This window comes from Streptomyces fumanus (genome assembly GCF_014655295.1).
In the GTDB taxonomy this organism is placed as follows: domain Bacteria; phylum Actinomycetota; class Actinomycetes; order Streptomycetales; family Streptomycetaceae; genus Streptomyces; species Streptomyces fumanus.
Genome location: NZ_BNBI01000022.1, coordinates 41,440 through 57,362, shown reverse-complemented (window position 1 = coordinate 57,362; position 15,923 = coordinate 41,440). Strand labels below are relative to the sequence as shown.

The 15,923-nt window shown below is 75.7% G+C and carries 14 protein-coding genes and 1 riboswitch; of the genes, 8 read left to right on the top strand and 6 right to left on the bottom strand.

Translation table 11 applies throughout. The features are described 5' to 3' along the window. Nucleotides 1-3 precede the first annotated feature (3 nt). A complete protein-coding gene (thiS, locus tag IE316_RS33585) occupies nucleotides 4-204 on the bottom strand; it encodes a sulfur carrier protein ThiS (RefSeq protein WP_190208350.1) in 201 nt (66 codons plus the stop codon). Next, the gene (gene thiO / locus IE316_RS33580) at nucleotides 201-1,379 is read right to left on the bottom strand and encodes a glycine oxidase ThiO (RefSeq protein WP_190208349.1); all 1,179 of its coding nucleotides are present in this window, start codon (nucleotides 1,377-1,379) and stop codon (nucleotides 201-203) included. The genes thiS and thiO overlap by 4 nt, the downstream gene beginning before the upstream one ends. Next, nucleotides 1,377-1,488, bottom strand: a riboswitch (TPP riboswitch). Its footprint overlaps the gene before it by 3 nt. A gap of 134 nt (nucleotides 1,489-1,622) precedes the next feature. Between thiO and IE316_RS33575 the strand changes: the two genes are divergently transcribed. The 5 genes from IE316_RS33575 to IE316_RS33555 all read left to right on the top strand — a co-directional run bounded on the left by IE316_RS33575 (nucleotide 1,623) and on the right by IE316_RS33555 (nucleotide 6,213). Next, the gene (locus IE316_RS33575; protein WP_229910664.1) at nucleotides 1,623-2,864 is read left to right on the top strand and encodes an NAD(P)/FAD-dependent oxidoreductase; all 1,242 of its coding nucleotides are present in this window, start codon (nucleotides 1,623-1,625) and stop codon (nucleotides 2,862-2,864) included. 64 nt (nucleotides 2,865-2,928) lie between these two features. Further along, nucleotides 2,929-3,294 (top strand): Rv2175c family DNA-binding protein, encoded by a 366-nt coding sequence (locus tag IE316_RS33570; protein ID WP_190208348.1) that lies wholly within the window; start codon nucleotides 2,929-2,931, stop codon nucleotides 3,292-3,294. 206 nt (nucleotides 3,295-3,500) lie between these two features. After that, nucleotides 3,501-4,193: a thiamine phosphate synthase gene (thiE, locus tag IE316_RS33565; RefSeq protein ID WP_190208347.1), complete on the top strand. Its 693-nt coding sequence runs from the start codon at nucleotides 3,501-3,503 to the stop codon at nucleotides 4,191-4,193. A gap of 65 nt (nucleotides 4,194-4,258) precedes the next feature. Further along, nucleotides 4,259-5,182 carry a methylenetetrahydrofolate reductase [NAD(P)H] gene (gene metF / locus IE316_RS33560; RefSeq protein ID WP_190208346.1) on the top strand — a complete coding sequence of 308 codons (924 nt, stop codon included), beginning with the start codon at nucleotides 4,259-4,261 and terminating at the stop codon, nucleotides 5,180-5,182. A 56-nt stretch (nucleotides 5,183-5,238) separates the two neighbouring features. After that, nucleotides 5,239-6,213, top strand: coding sequence for an SCO2102 family sporulation regulator (locus IE316_RS33555; RefSeq protein ID WP_190208345.1), 975 nt, complete (start codon nucleotides 5,239-5,241; stop codon nucleotides 6,211-6,213). A 101-nt stretch (nucleotides 6,214-6,314) separates the two neighbouring features. Here the strand turns inward: IE316_RS33555 and IE316_RS33550 are convergent, their stop codons facing one another. Further along, the gene (locus IE316_RS33550) at nucleotides 6,315-7,838 is read right to left on the bottom strand and encodes a phytoene desaturase family protein (protein ID WP_190208344.1); all 1,524 of its coding nucleotides are present in this window, start codon (nucleotides 7,836-7,838) and stop codon (nucleotides 6,315-6,317) included. Between the two features lie 655 nt (nucleotides 7,839-8,493). Between IE316_RS33550 and IE316_RS33545 the strand changes: the two genes are divergently transcribed. The 3 genes from IE316_RS33545 (at nucleotide 8,494) to IE316_RS33535 (ending at nucleotide 10,654) form a co-directional block, all read left to right on the top strand. Next, complete coding sequence (locus IE316_RS33545; protein ID WP_190208343.1) at nucleotides 8,494-9,057, top strand: SAV_6107 family HEPN domain-containing protein; 564 nt, start codon at nucleotides 8,494-8,496, stop codon at nucleotides 9,055-9,057. Between the two features lie 138 nt (nucleotides 9,058-9,195). After that, the gene (locus IE316_RS33540) at nucleotides 9,196-9,975 is read left to right on the top strand and encodes a methyltransferase (protein WP_190208342.1); all 780 of its coding nucleotides are present in this window, start codon (nucleotides 9,196-9,198) and stop codon (nucleotides 9,973-9,975) included. A gap of 277 nt (nucleotides 9,976-10,252) precedes the next feature. Further along, nucleotides 10,253-10,654, top strand: a complete 402-nt coding sequence (locus IE316_RS33535) for an SCO2097 family morphological protein (protein ID WP_190208341.1) — start codon at nucleotides 10,253-10,255, stop codon at nucleotides 10,652-10,654. Nucleotides 10,655-10,855: 201 nt separating this feature from the next. Here the strand turns inward: IE316_RS33535 and IE316_RS33530 are convergent, their stop codons facing one another. The 3 genes from IE316_RS33530 to IE316_RS33520 form a co-directional block, all read right to left on the bottom strand. Beyond that, nucleotides 10,856-13,249 (bottom strand): transglutaminase TgpA family protein, encoded by a 2,394-nt coding sequence (locus IE316_RS33530; protein WP_190208340.1) that lies wholly within the window; start codon nucleotides 13,247-13,249, stop codon nucleotides 10,856-10,858. A 139-nt stretch (nucleotides 13,250-13,388) separates the two neighbouring features. Beyond that, the gene (locus tag IE316_RS33525) at nucleotides 13,389-14,771 is read right to left on the bottom strand and encodes a DUF58 domain-containing protein (protein WP_190208339.1); all 1,383 of its coding nucleotides are present in this window, start codon (nucleotides 14,769-14,771) and stop codon (nucleotides 13,389-13,391) included. Next, entirely contained in the window at nucleotides 14,771-15,844 is a 1,074-nt protein-coding gene (locus IE316_RS33520; protein ID WP_373311390.1) for an AAA family ATPase, read from the bottom strand. Before IE316_RS33520 ends, IE316_RS33525 begins: the two co-directional genes overlap by 1 nt. Nucleotides 15,845-15,923 lie beyond the last annotated feature (79 nt).

Below are 15,923 nucleotides of genomic sequence, written 5' to 3'. Positions count from 1 at the left end.
GGGTCAGCCTCCTTGGACGGCGGTGAGGACTTCGACGCGGTCGCCGTCGGCCAGGGCCGTGGACGACCACCGCGCGCGCGGGACGACGGTCTCGTTGAGGGCGGCGGCCACTCCGGAGGGCGCCTCGGTGAGCGTGCGCACCAGGGCGTCCAGGGCGGTGCCGGGAGCCACCTCGCGCGGCTCCCCGTTGACCGAGATGTTCATACGGGCTGCTCCGTGGGGACGGCGGCGGTGTCGAAGCGCCGGGGGGTGAACGGGCGGGCCTCCTCGGGAAGCCCGCCGGTGGTCAGCAGATGGGCCATGACGTCGCCGGTGACCGGGGTGAGCAGCACGCCGTTGCGGAAGTGGCCGGTGGCCAGCAGCAGCCCGTCCAGCGCGGTCGGGCCGAGCAGCGGCGCGTTGTCCGGGGAGCCGGGCCGCAGCCCCGCCAGGGTCTCCGTCAGGGGCAGCTCGGTGATGCCCGGGACCAGCTCGTGGGCGTCGCGCAGCAGCTCGTACACGCCGCCGGCGGTGACCGTGGTGTCCCAGCCCAGCTCCTCGCTGGTGGCGCCGACGACGAGTTCGCCGCTCTCCCGGGGCACCAGGTAGAGCGGGTTGCCGCGGACCACCGCGCGGACCGTGCGGTGCAGCAGCGGCGGCCGGTCCGCCGGCATGGCCAGCCGCAGGACCTGCCCCTTCACCGGCCGTACCGGCGGCAGGACCTCCTCCGGCACGCCCGGGAGCCGTCCGCTGAGGCTGCCCGCGGCCAGCACCACCCGGCCGGCCGCCAGCGCCGTACCGTCCTCGGTGACCACGCCCGCCGCCCGGTCCCGGACCACGGTCAGCCGCTCGGCGCGCACCCGGTGCAGGACCACCCCGGCCCGCTCGCAGGCGGTGACCAGGGCGCGGGCGAGCCGCCGGGGGTCGATCTGGTGGTCGCCGTCCACCCGCAGCCCCCCGCGCACGCCCGGCGCGAGCATCGGCTCCAGGCGCCGGCACTCACGCCCCGACAGCCACTGCGCGTCCAGGCCCGAACGCACCTGGAAGGCGTGCAGGTCCCGCAGGTGGGCGCGGTCGTCGGCGTCGAGCGCGACGGCCAGGGTGCCGCACCGGCGGTACCCGAGGTCGTGCCCGGTCGCCTCGGCCAGCTCGGCCGCGAAGGCGGGGTAGCGGCGGGCCGACGCGAGGTTCAGCGCGAGCAGGGTCTGCTCGCCGTAGTGCAGCTCGGTGACGGCGGCCAGCATCCCGGCCGCCACCCGGGCCGCCCCGCCGCCCGGCGCCGGGTCGACCACCGCCGTGGCCAGCCCGCGCTGCGCGGCCCGCCAGGCGGTGACCAGGCCGATGATGCCGCCCCCGACGACGAGGACGTCCGGGGTGCGTGTGGATCGCTCGGACGGCATGGGCGTCCAGCCCCTCCCTTCGCCGGCATGACCCGGATCAGGTTCGTACGGTCGGAGGCCGCCAGCCTCCCTCTCAGCCCGGTGCGTCCGGGCTCCCGCGAGTGCGTTACGTCGGCCACCCTAACCGCTCGCTTCCCGCGCCGGTAAGGGAGTGTCCCGGCGGCGGGCCCGGCGGAGGGCTGTGCAACACCTCACTCACCGTGCCCCCTGCTTGACGGACCGTCAGGTGTCTATGGTGATCAGGTGAGCGATCAGACGCAGGAACGGACGGCGTCCGCGCGGCGGCGCGTGGTCGTCGTGGGAGCGGGCATGGCCGGCGTGCAGACGGCCGTCGCCCTGCGCGAACAGGGGTTCACCGGCACGGTGACCGTGATCGGTGCCGAACCCCACCAGCCCTACGACCGGCCCCCGCTGTCCAAGGCCGTCCTCCTCGGCACCGCCGAGGGCTCCGCCTTCGACGTCGACTTCGAGGCGCTCGGCATCGAACTCCGGCTCGGCTGCGAGGCCCTGGGCGTCCGCCCCGGCGCCCGCCTCCTGGACACCTCCGCCGGCCCGGTGCCGTACGACGCCCTGGTGCTGGCCACCGGCGCCGAACCGGTCCGGCTGCCCGGCACCGAGGGCGTCCCCGGCGTCCATCTGCTGCGCACCCTGGACGACGCCGAGCAACTGCGCCCGGTGCTCGCCCGGCAGCACGACATCGTGGTGGTCGGCGCGGGCTGGATCGGCGCCGAGTTCGCCACCGCCGCGCGGGAGGCGGGCTGCGCGGTGACCGTCGTGGAGGCCGCCGACCGCCCGCTGGCCGGCGCGCTGCCCGCCGAGGTCGCGGCGCCGATGGCCGGCTGGTACGCCGACGCCGGCGCCGTGCTGCGCACCCACGCGCGCGTGGCCCGCGTCGAGCCCGGCGCGGTGGTTCTCGACGACGGCACGCGCGTGCCCGCCGGCGCGGTCGTCGTCGGCATCGGCGCCCGCCCCGCCACCGCCTGGCTGGCCGGGTCCGGCATCGCGCTCGGCGCGCACGGCGAGGTCCTCGCCGACGAGCAACTGCGCACCTCGGTGCCGGACGTCCACGCGGTCGGCGACTGCGCGTCCTTCCCCTCCCGCCGGTACGGCGAGCGGCTGCTCGTGCACCACTGGGACAACGCCCTGCAGGGACCGCGCACGGTGGCCGCCGGCATCGTCGGCGCCGAGGCGGGCGAGGAGCCGCCGGTGTACGACCCGGTGCCGTACTTCTGGTCGGAGCAGTTCGGCCGCTTCGTGCAGTACGCCGGTCACCACACCGCCGCCGACACCACGCTGTGGCGCGGCGACCCGTCCGGCCCCGCCTGGACGGTGTGCTGGCTGCGCGGCGACCGCCTGGTCGCCCTGCTGGCGGTCGGCCGCCCGCGCGACCTCGCCCAGGGCAAGCGGCTGATCGACGCGGGCACGCCCCTGGACCCGGGGCTGCTGACCGACCCGGCCCGGCCGCTGAAGGCGGCCGTCGCGTAGCCCGTCCGCCCTGGTCGGACGGGTCCGGCTTCCTAGTGTCAGTGGCAGATGGCAGGCTGGATACGTGACCGAGATTGACGCAAAGATCGATGCTCTCGTCCCCGCATGGCTCACCCTGCCCGACATCGCCGAGATGCTCGACGTGGAGGTGACCCGCGTCCGGCAGTTGGTCAAGGAGGGCCAGCTCATCGCCGTACGCCGCGGGGAGAACCGCGCGCTGCACGTGCCCGCCGCCTTCATCGACGGGGACAAAGTGGTCAAGGGCCTGACCGGGACCCTGACGCTGCTGCGTGACGACGGGTTCACGGACGAGGAGATGCTGGAGTGGCTCTTCACGCCGGACCCGTCCCTGCCCGGCACCCCCGCGCAGGCGCTGAGCGAGAATCGCGGCACGGAGGTGAAGCGCCGCGCCCAGGCGCTCGCCGTCTGACCCGACCGACCACCCGGCGTACGGGCCGCGCCCCCGAGGGGGCCCGGCCGGTGCGCCGCCGAAGACCGGCGCCGCCCGCGCCGGGCGCCACCACCGCGTGGCGCGCCGGTGCGGGTGCGCCGTCCTGATCCGGCGCCGCCGCCGGGTGCGCCACCGCCGACCGGTGCCGCCCGCCGGCGCGCCACCGACCAGAGGGGGAGTCCCGTATGCCCGAAACCGCCGACAGCGGGGGCGCCACCGCGCGTGAGAAGCTGGCCGACGCCCGGCTGTACCTGTGCACCGACGCGCGCAAGCGCCAGGGCGACCTGCCGGAGTTCCTGGACGCGGTGCTGGCCGGCGGCGTCGACATCGTGCAGTTGCGGGACAAGGGCATGGAGGCCGCGGAGGAGCTGGAGCACCTGGCCGTCCTCGCCGACGCCTGTGCCCGGCACGGCAAGCTGCTCGCGGTCAACGACCGGGCGGACGTCGCTCACGCCGCCCGCGCCGACGTGCTCCACCTCGGCCAGGGCGACCTGCCGGTGCCCGCGGCCCGCGCCGTCCTCGGGCCGGACGTCCTCATCGGCCGCTCCACCCACGCCGAGGCCGAGGCCGCCGCGGCGGCCGCGCAGGACGGCGTCGACTACTTCTGCACCGGCCCGTGCTGGCCGACCCCCACCAAGCCCGGCCGCCACGCCCCCGGCCTGGACCTGGTCCGTTACGCCGCCGGGCTGGGCACCGACCGCCCCTGGTTCGCCATCGGCGGCATCGACCTCGGCACCCTGGACCAGGTCCTGGACGCGGGCGCCCGCCGGGTCGTCGTCGTCCGCGCGCTCACCGAGGCCGAGGACCCGGGCGCCGCGGCGGCCGAGTTCGCCAAGAAACTGCGCTCCGCCCCCGCTGTCCAAGGGGTGGACAACTAATCGACAATTCGGACAATCCTTCGCTTCCGGTTGGGGGACCGGCGCGCCCTGGCTAACCTGCCGGTATGGCCCTCGGAACCGCGTCCACCAGGACTGATCGCGCACGCACCGTCCGTGACATGCTCGCGTCCGGCAAGACGACGTACTCGTTCGAGTTCTCCGCGCCGAAGACGGCCAAGGGCGAGAAGAACCTGTGGAGCGCGCTGCGCAGGGTGGAGGCGGTCGCTCCGGACTTCGTCTCCGTCACGTACGGGGCGGGCGGTTCCACCCGGGCCGGCACGGTCCGGGAGACCCAGCAGATCGTCGCCGACACCACCCTCACCCCCGTCGCCCACCTCACCGCGGTCGACCACTCCGTGGCGGAGCTGCGCAACATCATCGGCCAGTACGCCGACGCGGGCATCCGCAACATGCTCGCCGTGCGCGGCGACCCGCCCGGCGACCCCACGGCCGACTGGGTCCCGCACCCCCAGGGCCTGACCTACGCCGCCGAGCTCGTCGAACTCATCAAGGAGTCCGGCGACTTCTGCGTCGGCGTGGCCGCCTTCCCGGAGATGCACCCGCGCTCCGCCGACCCGGACACCGACCTGGGGCACTTCGTCGACAAGTGCCGGGCCGGCGCCGACTACGCGATCACCCAGATGTTCTTCCACCCCGAGTCGTACCTGCGCCTGCGCGACCGGGTGGCGGCGGCCGGCTGCGCGACCCCGATCATCCCCGAGGTCATGCCGGTGACCAGTGTGAAAATGCTGGAAAGGCTGCCCAAGCTCAGCAACGCCTCGTTCCCGGCCGCGTTGAAAGAACGGATCCTCACAGCAAAGGACGATCCGACCGCTGTACGCTCCATTGGCATCGAGTTCGCCACGGAGTTCTGCGCGCGACTGCTGGCCGAGGGTGTGCCCGGACTGCACTTCATCACGCTCAACAACTCCACGGCGACGCTGGAGATCTACGAGAACCTCGGCCTGCACCAGCCACCGCGGGCCTAGACCGGCCGCACGTACATGCGACACACTGCGTAGCGGTCACTGGGAGAGGGGCGTACATGGGCTGGACGGTCCTCTACATCGCGTTCGGCATCGTCGCGCTGTGGCTGCTCGGTGAGGTGCTGCTGCAGTACAAGGCACGGCTGCGCTGGCGGCTGCTCGCCTTCGCCGGCTTCCTCGGTGTGGTGGCCGGAGTGGCGATCGCGTCGGTCGTGGTCATCGGACTCGGCGCGGCGGCCTTCGCGGTCGGCCAGACCTACGTCACCCTGTCGTTCCGCCGCGGCTTCGCCTCCGGCTGGGCGGTCAACGCCCCGGCCGGCCTGGTCGGCAGCAAGCGCCGCCGCCCCGAACGGGGCCACCAGGAACCGCCGTCGGAGGTCCCCGGACCGGACGCGGCCGCCCCCGGCCACGACGCCCCCGCCCCGGACCACGGCGCCGGCGCCTACGACCACGACCACGACCGGGACGACGTCTTCACCCCCGCCCGCCCCGCCGACCCCACGGCCGCGGAGACCACCGCCGTCTACGCACCGCAGCCGATGCCCGAGGACTCCGCCTCCTACGACACCTACGGCGGCGCGGGCTACGGCCACGACCAGCACGCCCCGGCCGCCGACGCTTCCTACGCCTACGACCCCTCCGGCTACCCCCAGCAGGGGTACGGCTACGACGGCGCCGACCAGCAGCAGTACGCCGCCTACTCCGACCCGTACATCGGTGGTGCCCACACCTACGGCGGGGCCCCGTACGGCACCGGGTACGACACCGGCGCCGGGGCGCAGCCGCCGTACGGCTCGCAGGAGTACCCGCAGAGCTACCCGCAGGACCCGTACGCCACCGGCGGCTACGGCGACCAGACCCCGGCGGGCGGCGTCTGGGTGCCGCAGCAGCGCAGCACCGACGGCTCCTACGGCGGCGAACTCCCGCCCGAGCAGCCGTACCCGCCGTACCACGGCGACGGGCAGGGTCAGGGCCAAGGGCAGAACCAGGGCCAGAGCCAGGGGCACGGGTTCGACGAGCAGTACCGCTTCTGATCCTGACGGAGAGCCACGGGGCGGGCGCGGCTCGGATCTCCCCGCGAGCCCCGGGGCGGGAGTTCAGTCGGAACTGACGGTCCGTCACGGGGTGCGGGTTCTCACTGCGAGCCCCGGAACTCCGGTCCCTCCACGATCAGTCCGGCCACCAGCGCGCCCGACATCCCGGCGTGCGGCAGCCCGCCGCCCGGGTGCGACCAGCCGCCCACGGTGAACAGGCCCGGTGTGCGGGTGCCGTTCGCCGGGTGCAGCAACCGTCCGCCGGCCGCGGCCAGCGCCGGCGCCGGGACCGCGCCGCCCGCCGCGCCGGTCGCCGCCTCGATGTCGGCCGGGGTGCGCACCTCGTGCCAGAGCAGCCGGTCGCGCAGCCCCGGTATCGCGCGCGTGGCCGCGGTGATCAGCTCCTCGGCCCCGGCTGCCGGATCCCCGGACCGGCTCCCGGGGTCCGCGGCGGCACCCAAGGCCGCCGGTACCGTCGCCGAGAGCACGACCGCCTCGTGCCCGGCGTCGGGGACCAGCGCCGGGTCGTCCGGCCGCAGCACGGTCACCGTCGGGCGCGCGGACGGACCCGGCGCCCCGTCGAACACGGACGCCAACTCGGCGTCCCGGTCCGGCGCGTGCACCACCGTGCGGTGCGCGGTGCCCTCGGGGCGGGCGCCCCGCAGTGCCAGCAGCACCGTGAGCCGGCTCGCCGCCGACCGCCGCGCCGGGACCTCACCGGCAGCGCGCTCCGCCAGACCGCCGGCGACGCGGTCCAGGACGTCCGGTGCCACACCGGCCACCACGAAGTCGGCCTCCGCGGCCTCGCCGCCGGCCAGCTCCACGCCGGCCGCCCGGCCGTCCTTCTCCACGACCGCCGTGACCTCGGTGCCGAAGCGGAACTCCACCCCGCGGGCCAGGCACCGCTCGTACACCGCTCGGGCCAGCTCACGCATCCCGCCGCGGACGTACCAGGTGCCGAAGGCGTGCTCCATGTAGGGCAGGACGGCCGCGCTCGCCGGGGTGGTGCGCGGGTCCAGGCCGTACGCCAGGGCGTGGCTCTCCAGCAGGGCGGCCAGCCGGGGGTCGCGCAGCTCCCACGCGCCGATCTCGGCGAGCGTGCCCGCCCGCCGGGTGCGCAGCAGCCGCTTGTGCGGCACCGCCGGGTAGGGCTCGCGCTCGGCCAGCACCCGCCAGTTCGGCCACAGGGGCTCCTCCAGGAGGGGTCTGCGGGTGCGGTCCCAGGACTCCCGGGCCCGCACCAGGAAGTCGCCCCAGCGCTGCCCGGCACCCGCCCCGAGGGCCGTGTCCAGGGCGGCGACGACGCCCGCGCGGGAGGCGTTGGGCAGCGCGGCCTCGGTGCCGTCCGCGAACACGTGCCGCGCGGACGGGTCGACCTGCACCGCCTCCACGTGGCTCTCCAGCGGCTCCCTGCCGGTCTTCAGGAACAGGTCCCGCCAGACCGCGGGCAGCGGCAGCAGACCGGGGCCGGTGTCGAAGCGGAAGCCGTCCCGCTCGAAGCCGCGCACCGCCCCGCCGTACGTCTGCGTACGCTCGTACACCACCACCCGGTGGCCCGCGACGGCCAGCCGGGCGGCCCCCGCCATCGCGCCCATCCCGGCGCCGATCACCGCAATCCGTGCCATGCCGGGGACTTTATCGGCCACCACCGACAGCCCGGCCCGCCGGGCCCCTGACCTGCGGCGATCCCGGACCGTGCGGGGCGGGGTACGCAGGGGTGAGTACGCGTACCTAGCCGGGGAGTTGAGTAGTCGCGCGGATGGGCCGCGACCTGCGCGGACGGGAAAGTAGGGGGCACGGAGAGGGGCACGGTCCGGCACCGGCGACACGGGGCGCCGGAACGGACCGGGTCCGCGATCCGCTCCTTCCGCCGGCCGCGGTCGGCGGGAGCGAGACAGGGGGAACCCGGGGGACGACCGAGAAAACGGGGGTCCGACGGGGGAACGTACGGGGGAGCAACAGGGAGCGCCGGTCGGCGAGGGCCCGCGGGGGACGCGGCCATCGTGGACCGGCGCTTTCCCGTTGCCCTCGCCGCGGCCCCACGGCCCCGCCGTCCCGCGGCCCTGCCGCCCGCCGTCCCGCGGCCCCGCGGCCCTGCCGCCCCGCCGTCCCGCGGCCCCGCCGCCCCGCGGCTCGTCGGCCCCGTCCGCGCCGGAGCCCGGGACTGAATCGCCGCCCGAGGGGCAAAAGACCAGGTCAGAACGGATTGTCAGTGGCATACCGCACGATGGGCACATACAGCACTCCGTGTGCTGTCACAGCGACGACAGGAGGTTCGTCATGGCCAACTCGTCCGCAGCCGCCGCCCGTCGGCGCCGCGCCGCCGGCCCTGCCCCCTCACTGACCGGGCCGGCGAGCGACGTCCACCCCGTGCTGCGCCGGGCCACGGCCCCGCCCGCCGCCCTTGACCTGCTCGCCCAGGCCCGCGCCGGACTGGACGAGGCCACCGTCCTCGACACCCCCAACGAGCGGTACGCGCAGGCGCACCTCGCCGCCCTGCGCACCGCCGCCGCCGTGCTCGCCGCGCGGGGGCGCCCCGAGACCACGCCCCGGGCCCGCGCCCGCATCCGCAGCGCCTGGGAGGTGCTCCCCGAGATCGCGCCCGAGCTGTCCGAGTGGAGCGCGCTGTTCGCGTCCGGGGCCCGGCGCCGCGCCCGGGCCGAGGCGGGCATCAAGGGCGCGGCCAGCAGCCGGGACGCCGACGACCTGATCCGGGACGTGGCGATGTTCCTGCGTCTGGTGGAGCGGATGCTCGTCCTCCAGCCGGTCCTCCCGCAGCCCCGCCCCGACACCGACCGGCCGGGCACCGGCGCCCGGGGCCGCGGCATACCGGACGCGGGGTGAGCCCGCCCGGCCCGCCCCGTCCACCGGGGTGACCAGGCACGGCGGCCGAGGCAATAGGGTGGAGGGCGCCTGAAGCCCGCCCGCCCCCGCCGGACCCGGCCGGGGCGGCACCCCGTTCGCGCCGAGGAGTCAACTGCCGTGTCGGACCCGTCGCGCCCCCGCGCCTCCCTCCGTACCGCCGTGGTCTGGGAGGTCCTCCAGGACGCCCTCGACCGCCGGGTCAAGGCCACGGGCCGGCAGGCGCTGGACGTCCTCGACACCGGAGGCGGCAGCGGCAAGTTCGCCGTGCCCCTGGCCCGCCTCGGGCACCGCGTCACCGTCGTCGACCCCAGCCCCAACGCGCTCTTCGCGCTGGAGCGCCGGGCCGCCGAGGCCGGCGTCGACGACCGGGTGCGCGGCGTCCAGGGCGACGCCCACGGCCTGTTCGACGTGGCCGAGCGCGGCGGCTACGACGCGGTGCTGTGCCACGGCGTCCTGGAGTACGTCGACGACCCCGCCGAGGGCGTCCGCAACGCGGTGGCCGCGCTGCGCGCCGACGGCGTCCTCAGCCTGCTCGCCGCCGGGCTCGGCGGCGCCGTGCTGGCCCGCGCCCTCGCCGGGCACTTCACGGAGGCCCGGCAGGCCCTCGGTGACCCGGACGGACGCTGGGGCTCGGGTGACCCCGTGCCGCGCCGCTTCACCGCCGAACAGCTCACCGGACTGGTCGAGGGCGCCGGCCTCCGGGTGGCTGCCGTGCACGGGGTGCGGGTCTTCGCGGACCTGGTCCCCGGCGTGCTGGTGGACACCGAACCCGGCGCCCTGGACGCGCTGCTGAAGCTGGAGGCCGCCGCGGCCGAACTGCCGGCCTTCCACTCCGTGGCCACCCAGCTCCATGTGCTCGGTGAGACCGTTGGGGCGGACGGGACGACAGGGGCCTGAGTCACCCCCGGGACCGGCCGTTGATCAGCGGGTTGCGGGCACATGGAGTACGCCACAGGACCCCCGAACGGGGGCCCGGAGCCGTATGATCGAGGGAGACCGCTCGGCATGACGGGTCGGCCGCCGGGGAATGGGAACCTCAGCGAGCCGGGACGGCCATGACGGAGTCCGGTTGGCCAATTGGCGTAGAGGGGCGGGTTTCACGGGGGCGATTCCCTGCCTATCCTGAAGGGACCCCCCCGGGTCGCCCCGGCGACTGCACGATGAGGAGGACTCCGTGCCGCTCTCGGAGCACGAGCAGCGCATGCTCGAGCAGATGGAGCGAGCGCTGTACGCCGAAGATCCCAAGTTCGCGACAGCGCTCGAGGGAAGCGGGCTGCGTACGTACACCCGGCGACGGGTCTACCAGGCGGTCGCGGGCTTCCTCGTAGGTATTGCGCTCCTCATGGCCGGTATGGTCGCCCAGCAGGTCTGGCTCAGTGTGGTGGGATTCCTCGTCATGCTGGGCTGTGCCGTCCTGGCGGTGACCGGATGGCGCAAGGCTCCCAAACCGGGTGAGCAGCCCGCCGCCGGAGCGGCGCCGCACGGCCGCCGTCAGGGACGCCCGAGGCGCTCCATGATGGACCGCATCGAGGAGCGCTGGCAGCGCCGCCGCGACGAGCAGCAGGGCGGCCGTTAGCCCGGCGGGCGGCGCCAGGAAAGACGTACGTGAGAGGGGTGACCACCGGCGAGGTGGTCACCCCTCTCACGCATACCCCAGAGATGGCGGCCCGCGCCCGCGACGCGAAGAACGACGCCGGCCCCGCGCCCGCGCCCTGAGCAGCGGCACAGCCGGGGCACTCCCCGCAGGGAGCGAGCGCGGGGCCGCCGGGCCCCGGGCTCAGCCCCGTTGGCGCAGTGGTCGGCGGGGCAGGGTCGGGCGGGCCGCCCGGACGCGGTGGCGCAGGGCGGTCCAGCGGGCCGAGGCCGCCCAGGCCGCGCGTACCGCCGAGCGGGGGGCGAAGCGGGCCCGCAGCCGGGTGCTCCGGCCGGACCTGGCCCGCAGCCCCGCCGTCACCCGCTGGACGTCGTCCGCGAGGCCCGCCGCCGGGCGCGGCCGGGGAGCGTAGAGCACCTGCTCCACCGCGCCCGCCACCCGGTGCACCGCCTCGGCCGCAGCCGGGTCGAGCCTGCCGAGCCGGATCATCCGGGCCGCCGCCCCGCGCGGGGTCTGCGAGTCGTCCGGCGCGATCCCGTAGTCCCACGCCGTGTCGGTCAGCTCCTGCCAGGCCGCCAGGGCGTGCGCCGCCGCGTCCGCCGCGCCGCGGCCGTGCGCCCCGAGCCGTACCGCCCGGGCCCGGGCCCGCCACAGCATCGGCGACAGCGGGACCGCCAGCACCAGCAGGCCCGCCAGGGCCCACAGCAGCAGCGCGTACCACTTCGGGCCGTCGTCGCCCGCGGCGAGCGCCGCCTCGGGGGACTCGCTCGCACAGCCCTCCAGCTTCTTCTGCTGCGCGGTGCAGCTCTCGCTCGCCGAGGCCGACGCGGAGGGCGCCTCCGACGCCTCCCGCGAGGGCCGCGCCACGTCCGGTACGGAGGTGCCCGGGGCGTCCGGCACGGTGTAGGCCGGCATCGAGCCGCGGTTGGGGGTCGGCTCGAAGCGGGTCCAGCCGACGCCCTCGAAGTACAGTTCCGGCCAGGCGTGGGCGTCCCTGAGGCTCACCGACACCGAGCCGTCCGTCTGCGGGGAACCCGGCGCGAAACCGACCGCGACCCGGGCCGGTATGTCCAGGGAACGGGCCATCGCCGCCATGGCGAAGGAGAAGTGGATGCAGAAGCCCTGCTTTTCCTTGAGGAAACGGGCGATGGCCTGGGAGCCGCTGCCCACCTGCACGTCGGTGTCGTACTCGAATCCGCCGTTGATCGCGAAGTACTCCTGGAGCGCGACCGCCCGGTCGTAGGCGGTGGCCGCGCCCTCGGTGACCTCCCGCGCGGTCCTGGCCACCACCGGCGGCAGCGAGTCGGGCAGCTCGGTGTACTCGCTCTCCAGGGAGGCCGGGGGCCGCGGCGCGGCGGCGAGCTGCTCCGCCGTGGGCCGCACCTGGAGGCTGCGCACCTGGTACGTCAGACCGCGCGTGTTCTGGCCGTGGTCGCCGACCAGGGTCATGCCGACCGGCTCGTACCGCCACTCGCCGCCGACCCGGACACCGCTCGGCGGGTACGGCATCGGCAGCCAGTCCTGGGCGTACCAGTCCGCCGCCGAGATGGCGGTGGTGATCTCCGTGCGCTCGACCTCGGGGCTGAGGCCGGTGGGCAGCGGGAAGGTGCCGTCCGGCACGGAGACGATCTGCCGCTTGGACGGCTTCCAGGTGGTGCCGTCGAAGTCGTCCAGGGAGACGATGCGCAGATACAGGTCGGAGATGTCGCTGGTCCTGGTGCGGAGGGAGAGGACCTGGCGGTCCTCGTCCACGTTCAGGCTGTCGCGCAGGGAGACCAGCGGGTTCACCGCCGAGATGGTGCCGCCGCCCCCGCCGCCGGAGCCCACGCCGGTGCCGGTGCCGTCGAGCAGCCCGCCGTCCATCGCCGGCAGGGCGAGCGGCACGACCAGGGCGACGCCGAGCGCGACCGCGCCGATCCGCCGCCCGGTGCGCACCGGTGCCGTCGCGGCGGCCGGTTCGCCGCCCGGGGTGCGCGGGGCGCCGCCGAAGACGCGGCCCCACTGGGAGAGCCGGTCCCGGCCCTCGATCAGCAGCAGCATCAGATAGCCGGCCGCCGCGACCAGGAACCACAGCCAGTCGGTGCCGCCCTCGGACAGGCCCGCCGCCACCGAGTACAGCGCGAGCAGCGGCAGCCCGGCCGGGGCGGCGCTGCGGAAGGTGACCGCGAGGGTGTCCACCAGCAGGCCGATCACCAGTACGCCGCCGATCAGCATCAGCCGGATGCCGTCGGACTCCAGCGGCGCGGGGATCGCGTACCGCGCGATGTCGTCGCCGCCCTGCCGGAGCAGATCGGCGAAGTGCCGGAAGGTGCCGGGGCCGGGCAGCAGTCCGGCCAGGGCCTGCTCACGGGCGAAGGCCAGGGTCAGCGCCAGCAGCCCCACCAGGGCCTGGGCCGCGACCGTCAGCGGCCGGGGCAGCGGCACCTGGCGGGCCGCGGCGCCCACCCCGGACTGGATCGCCAGCAGGAACGCGGCCTGGAAGATCCAGGTCGCCGGATCGACCAGCGGCAGCAGCGCGCACGACGCCATCAACGTCGCCGCCCACGCCCCCAGCGCCAGCCTCGCCCGCCCGCTCATCGCGTCCCCTCCCCGCCGGTCCGCCGCGCGGGCGGGCGCTGCCGCCGGGAGGCGTCCGGCACCGAGCCCGTCCGGCCGCTCATCGCCCGCCCCCGCCGCCACGCCCCGCCGCGCGGCACACGGGCACTCGCCCGCCCGCTCATCGCACGCCCTCCCCGCCACCCGCGGCCGTCAGGCCGGCGCGGGTCCGGTCGGCCGTGCGCCACAGGGTGTCCAGGGCGGCGCCGCGGGGGACGCGGACGGCCGTCCAGCCGGCCTCGCGGAGCCGGCGCAGCCGCTGGTCGCTGTCGTCGGCCGGGCCGGGCACGTCCGTCGGCTCGCGCAGCCAGGTCTCGCTGTCCAGCACGAAGGCGATCGCGCCGCCGCTGCGGTGGCGCATCTTCGCGGCCACCGCCGCCTGCTCCTCGTCGAGGTCGCCGAAGAACGCCACCAGCAGCCCCTCGTTGCCGCCGCGCAGCACGTCGTAGGCGCGGGACAGGCCCGTGCCGTCGGAGTGGTCGATCACCGCGAGGGTGTCCATCATCAGCCCGGCCGCGTCCGCCGTCTCCTGGCTGGCGCCCGCGAAGCCGCCACCGCCCTCGCCGGGCAGCGAACTGCCGGTGTCGGTGAGCAGCCGGACGGAGAAGCCCCGCTCCAGCATGTGCGCCAGCACCGACGCCGTACCGGACACCGCCCACTCGAAGGCCGAGTCGGGTCCCGCGCCCGCGTAGGCGACGCCCCGGGTGTCCAGCAGCACCGTGCACCGGGAGCGCCGCGGCTGCTCCTCGCGGCGCACCATCAGCTCGCCGTAGCGCGCGGTGGACCGCCAGTGCACCCGGCGCAGGTCGTCGCCGTAGCGGTAGCCGCGCGGGATCACGTCGTCCTCGCCGGCCAGCGCCAGCGAGCGCCGGCGTCCGTCGCCGTACCCCTTGGCCTCGCCGCCGAACCGCACCGGCGACAGCGGCTCCACGCGCGGGATCACGGTCAGCGTGTCGTGGGTGGAGAAGGACCGGGTCAGCTCGCACATGCCGAACGGGTCGGACAGGCGCAACTGGAGCGGCCCGAGCGGATACCGGCCGCGCAGGTCGGAGCGGACCCGGTAGGACACCTCGCGCCGGCCGCCCGCCTCGACCCGGTCCAGGACGAACCGGGGGCGCGGGCCGAGCACGTAGGGCACCCGGTCCTGGAGCATCAGCAGGCCGGTGGGCAGCCGCGAGACGTTCTCGATGCGCAGGTGGACGCGGGCCTCGCCGGCGGCGGGCACGCGCGCGGGGGAGAGCCGGCGGCTGCCCGCGACCCGGTACCGGGTGCGGTACAGCACCGTCGCGCACACCAGCGGCAGCACCGCCAGCAGCAGCCCCACCCGCAGCAGATCGCTCTGCCCGAGGACGTAGGCGCAGACCGCGGCGGCGACACCGGCCGCCAGGAAGGAGCGGCCACGGGTGGTCAGGCCGGCCAGCGCCGTGCGGACGCCGCCCTTGCCGCCGGCCCCGTCCGGCCCGTCCGCCCCGTCCGCCGCCCGGCCCGTCCCCCCGGCGGTCATCACAGCCTCCGCGGCGGCTGCTGGGGATAGGCCGGACCGCCGCGGCCCAGGCCGAAGCCGCTCGGCTGCTGGGGCGCCGCGGGCACCGGCGTGCGCTGGAGGATCTCCTGCACGACCTGCTCGGCGGTGCGGCGGTTGAGCTGGGCCTGGGCGGTGGGCAGCAGCCGGTGCGCCAGGACGGCGACGGCGAGGGACTGCACGTCGTCCGGGAGCGCGTACTCCCGTTCGCTCAGGGCGGCGGTCGCCTTCGCCGCGCGCAGCAGGTGCAGCGTGGCGCGCGGCGAGGCGCCGAGTCTGAGGTCGGGGTGGACGCGGGTGGCGGCGACCAGGTCGACCGCGTACCGCCGGACCGGGTCGGAGACGTGGACGCCGCGCACCGCCTCGATCAGCTTCACGATCTCGTGGGCGTGCGCCACCGGCTGGAGGTCGTCCAGCGGGCTCACCCCGCCGTGCACGTCGAGCATCTGCAACTCGGCCTCCGGGCTCGGGTAGCCGATGGAGACCCGGGCCATGAACCGGTCGCGCTGGGCCTCGGGCAGCGGATAGGTGCCCTCCATCTCGACCGGGTTCTGGGTGGCCACCACCATGAACGGGCTGGGCAGCTCGTAGGTGCTGCCGTCGATGGTGACCTGGCGCTCCTCCATGGACTCCAGCAGCGCGGACTGGGTCTTCGGCGAGGCGCGGTTGATCTCGTCGCCGATCACCACCTGCGCGAAGATCGCGCCGGGCTTGAACTCGAAGTCCCGGCGCTGCTGGTCCCAGATGGACACCCCGGTGATGTCCGAGGGCAGCAGGTCGGGCGTGAACTGGATGCGCCGCACGGAGCAGTCGATGGACCGCGCCAGCGCCTTGGCCAGCATGGTCTTGCCGACTCCGGGGACGTCCTCGATCAGCAGATGCCCCTCGGCGAGCAGCACGGTCAGCGCGAGCCGTACGACCTCGGGCTTGCCCTCGATCACGCCCTCCACCGAACCGCGGACCCGCTCGACCACGGCGGTCAGATCGTCCCCCACCCGCGGACCTACTCCGGTGGGGGGACCCCCATGGCTCGCCCGATCGTCATAGGTCGTCACCCGGCCCTCCTCGGCCCATCCCCGCGCCCGCTGACAGGCGCGGGGTCACCCCAGCTCTTTCCGGACCGATGCCCCGTAC

Excerpts from the sequence above, each read along its gene's own strand:
- thiS (WP_190208350.1), bottom strand. The coding sequence starts at position 204 with ATGAACATCTCGGTCAACGGGGAGCCGCGCGAGGTGGCTCCCGGCACC.
- thiO (WP_190208349.1), bottom strand. The coding sequence starts at position 1,379 with ATGCCGTCCGAGCGATCCACACGCACCCCGGACGTCCTCGTCGTCGGG.
- thiE (WP_190208347.1), top strand. The coding sequence starts at position 3,501 with ATGCCCGAAACCGCCGACAGCGGGGGCGCCACCGCGCGTGAGAAGCTG.
- metF (WP_190208346.1), top strand. The coding sequence starts at position 4,259 with ATGGCCCTCGGAACCGCGTCCACCAGGACTGATCGCGCACGCACCGTC.
- IE316_RS33555 (WP_190208345.1), top strand. The coding sequence starts at position 5,239 with ATGGGCTGGACGGTCCTCTACATCGCGTTCGGCATCGTCGCGCTGTGG.
- IE316_RS33550 (WP_190208344.1), bottom strand. The coding sequence starts at position 7,838 with ATGGCACGGATTGCGGTGATCGGCGCCGGGATGGGCGCGATGGCGGGG.
- IE316_RS33545 (WP_190208343.1), top strand. The coding sequence starts at position 8,494 with ATGGCCAACTCGTCCGCAGCCGCCGCCCGTCGGCGCCGCGCCGCCGGC.
- IE316_RS33530 (WP_190208340.1), bottom strand. The coding sequence starts at position 13,249 with ATGAGCGGGCGGGCGAGGCTGGCGCTGGGGGCGTGGGCGGCGACGTTG.
- IE316_RS33525 (WP_190208339.1), bottom strand. The coding sequence starts at position 14,771 with ATGACCGCCGGGGGGACGGGCCGGGCGGCGGACGGGGCGGACGGGCCG.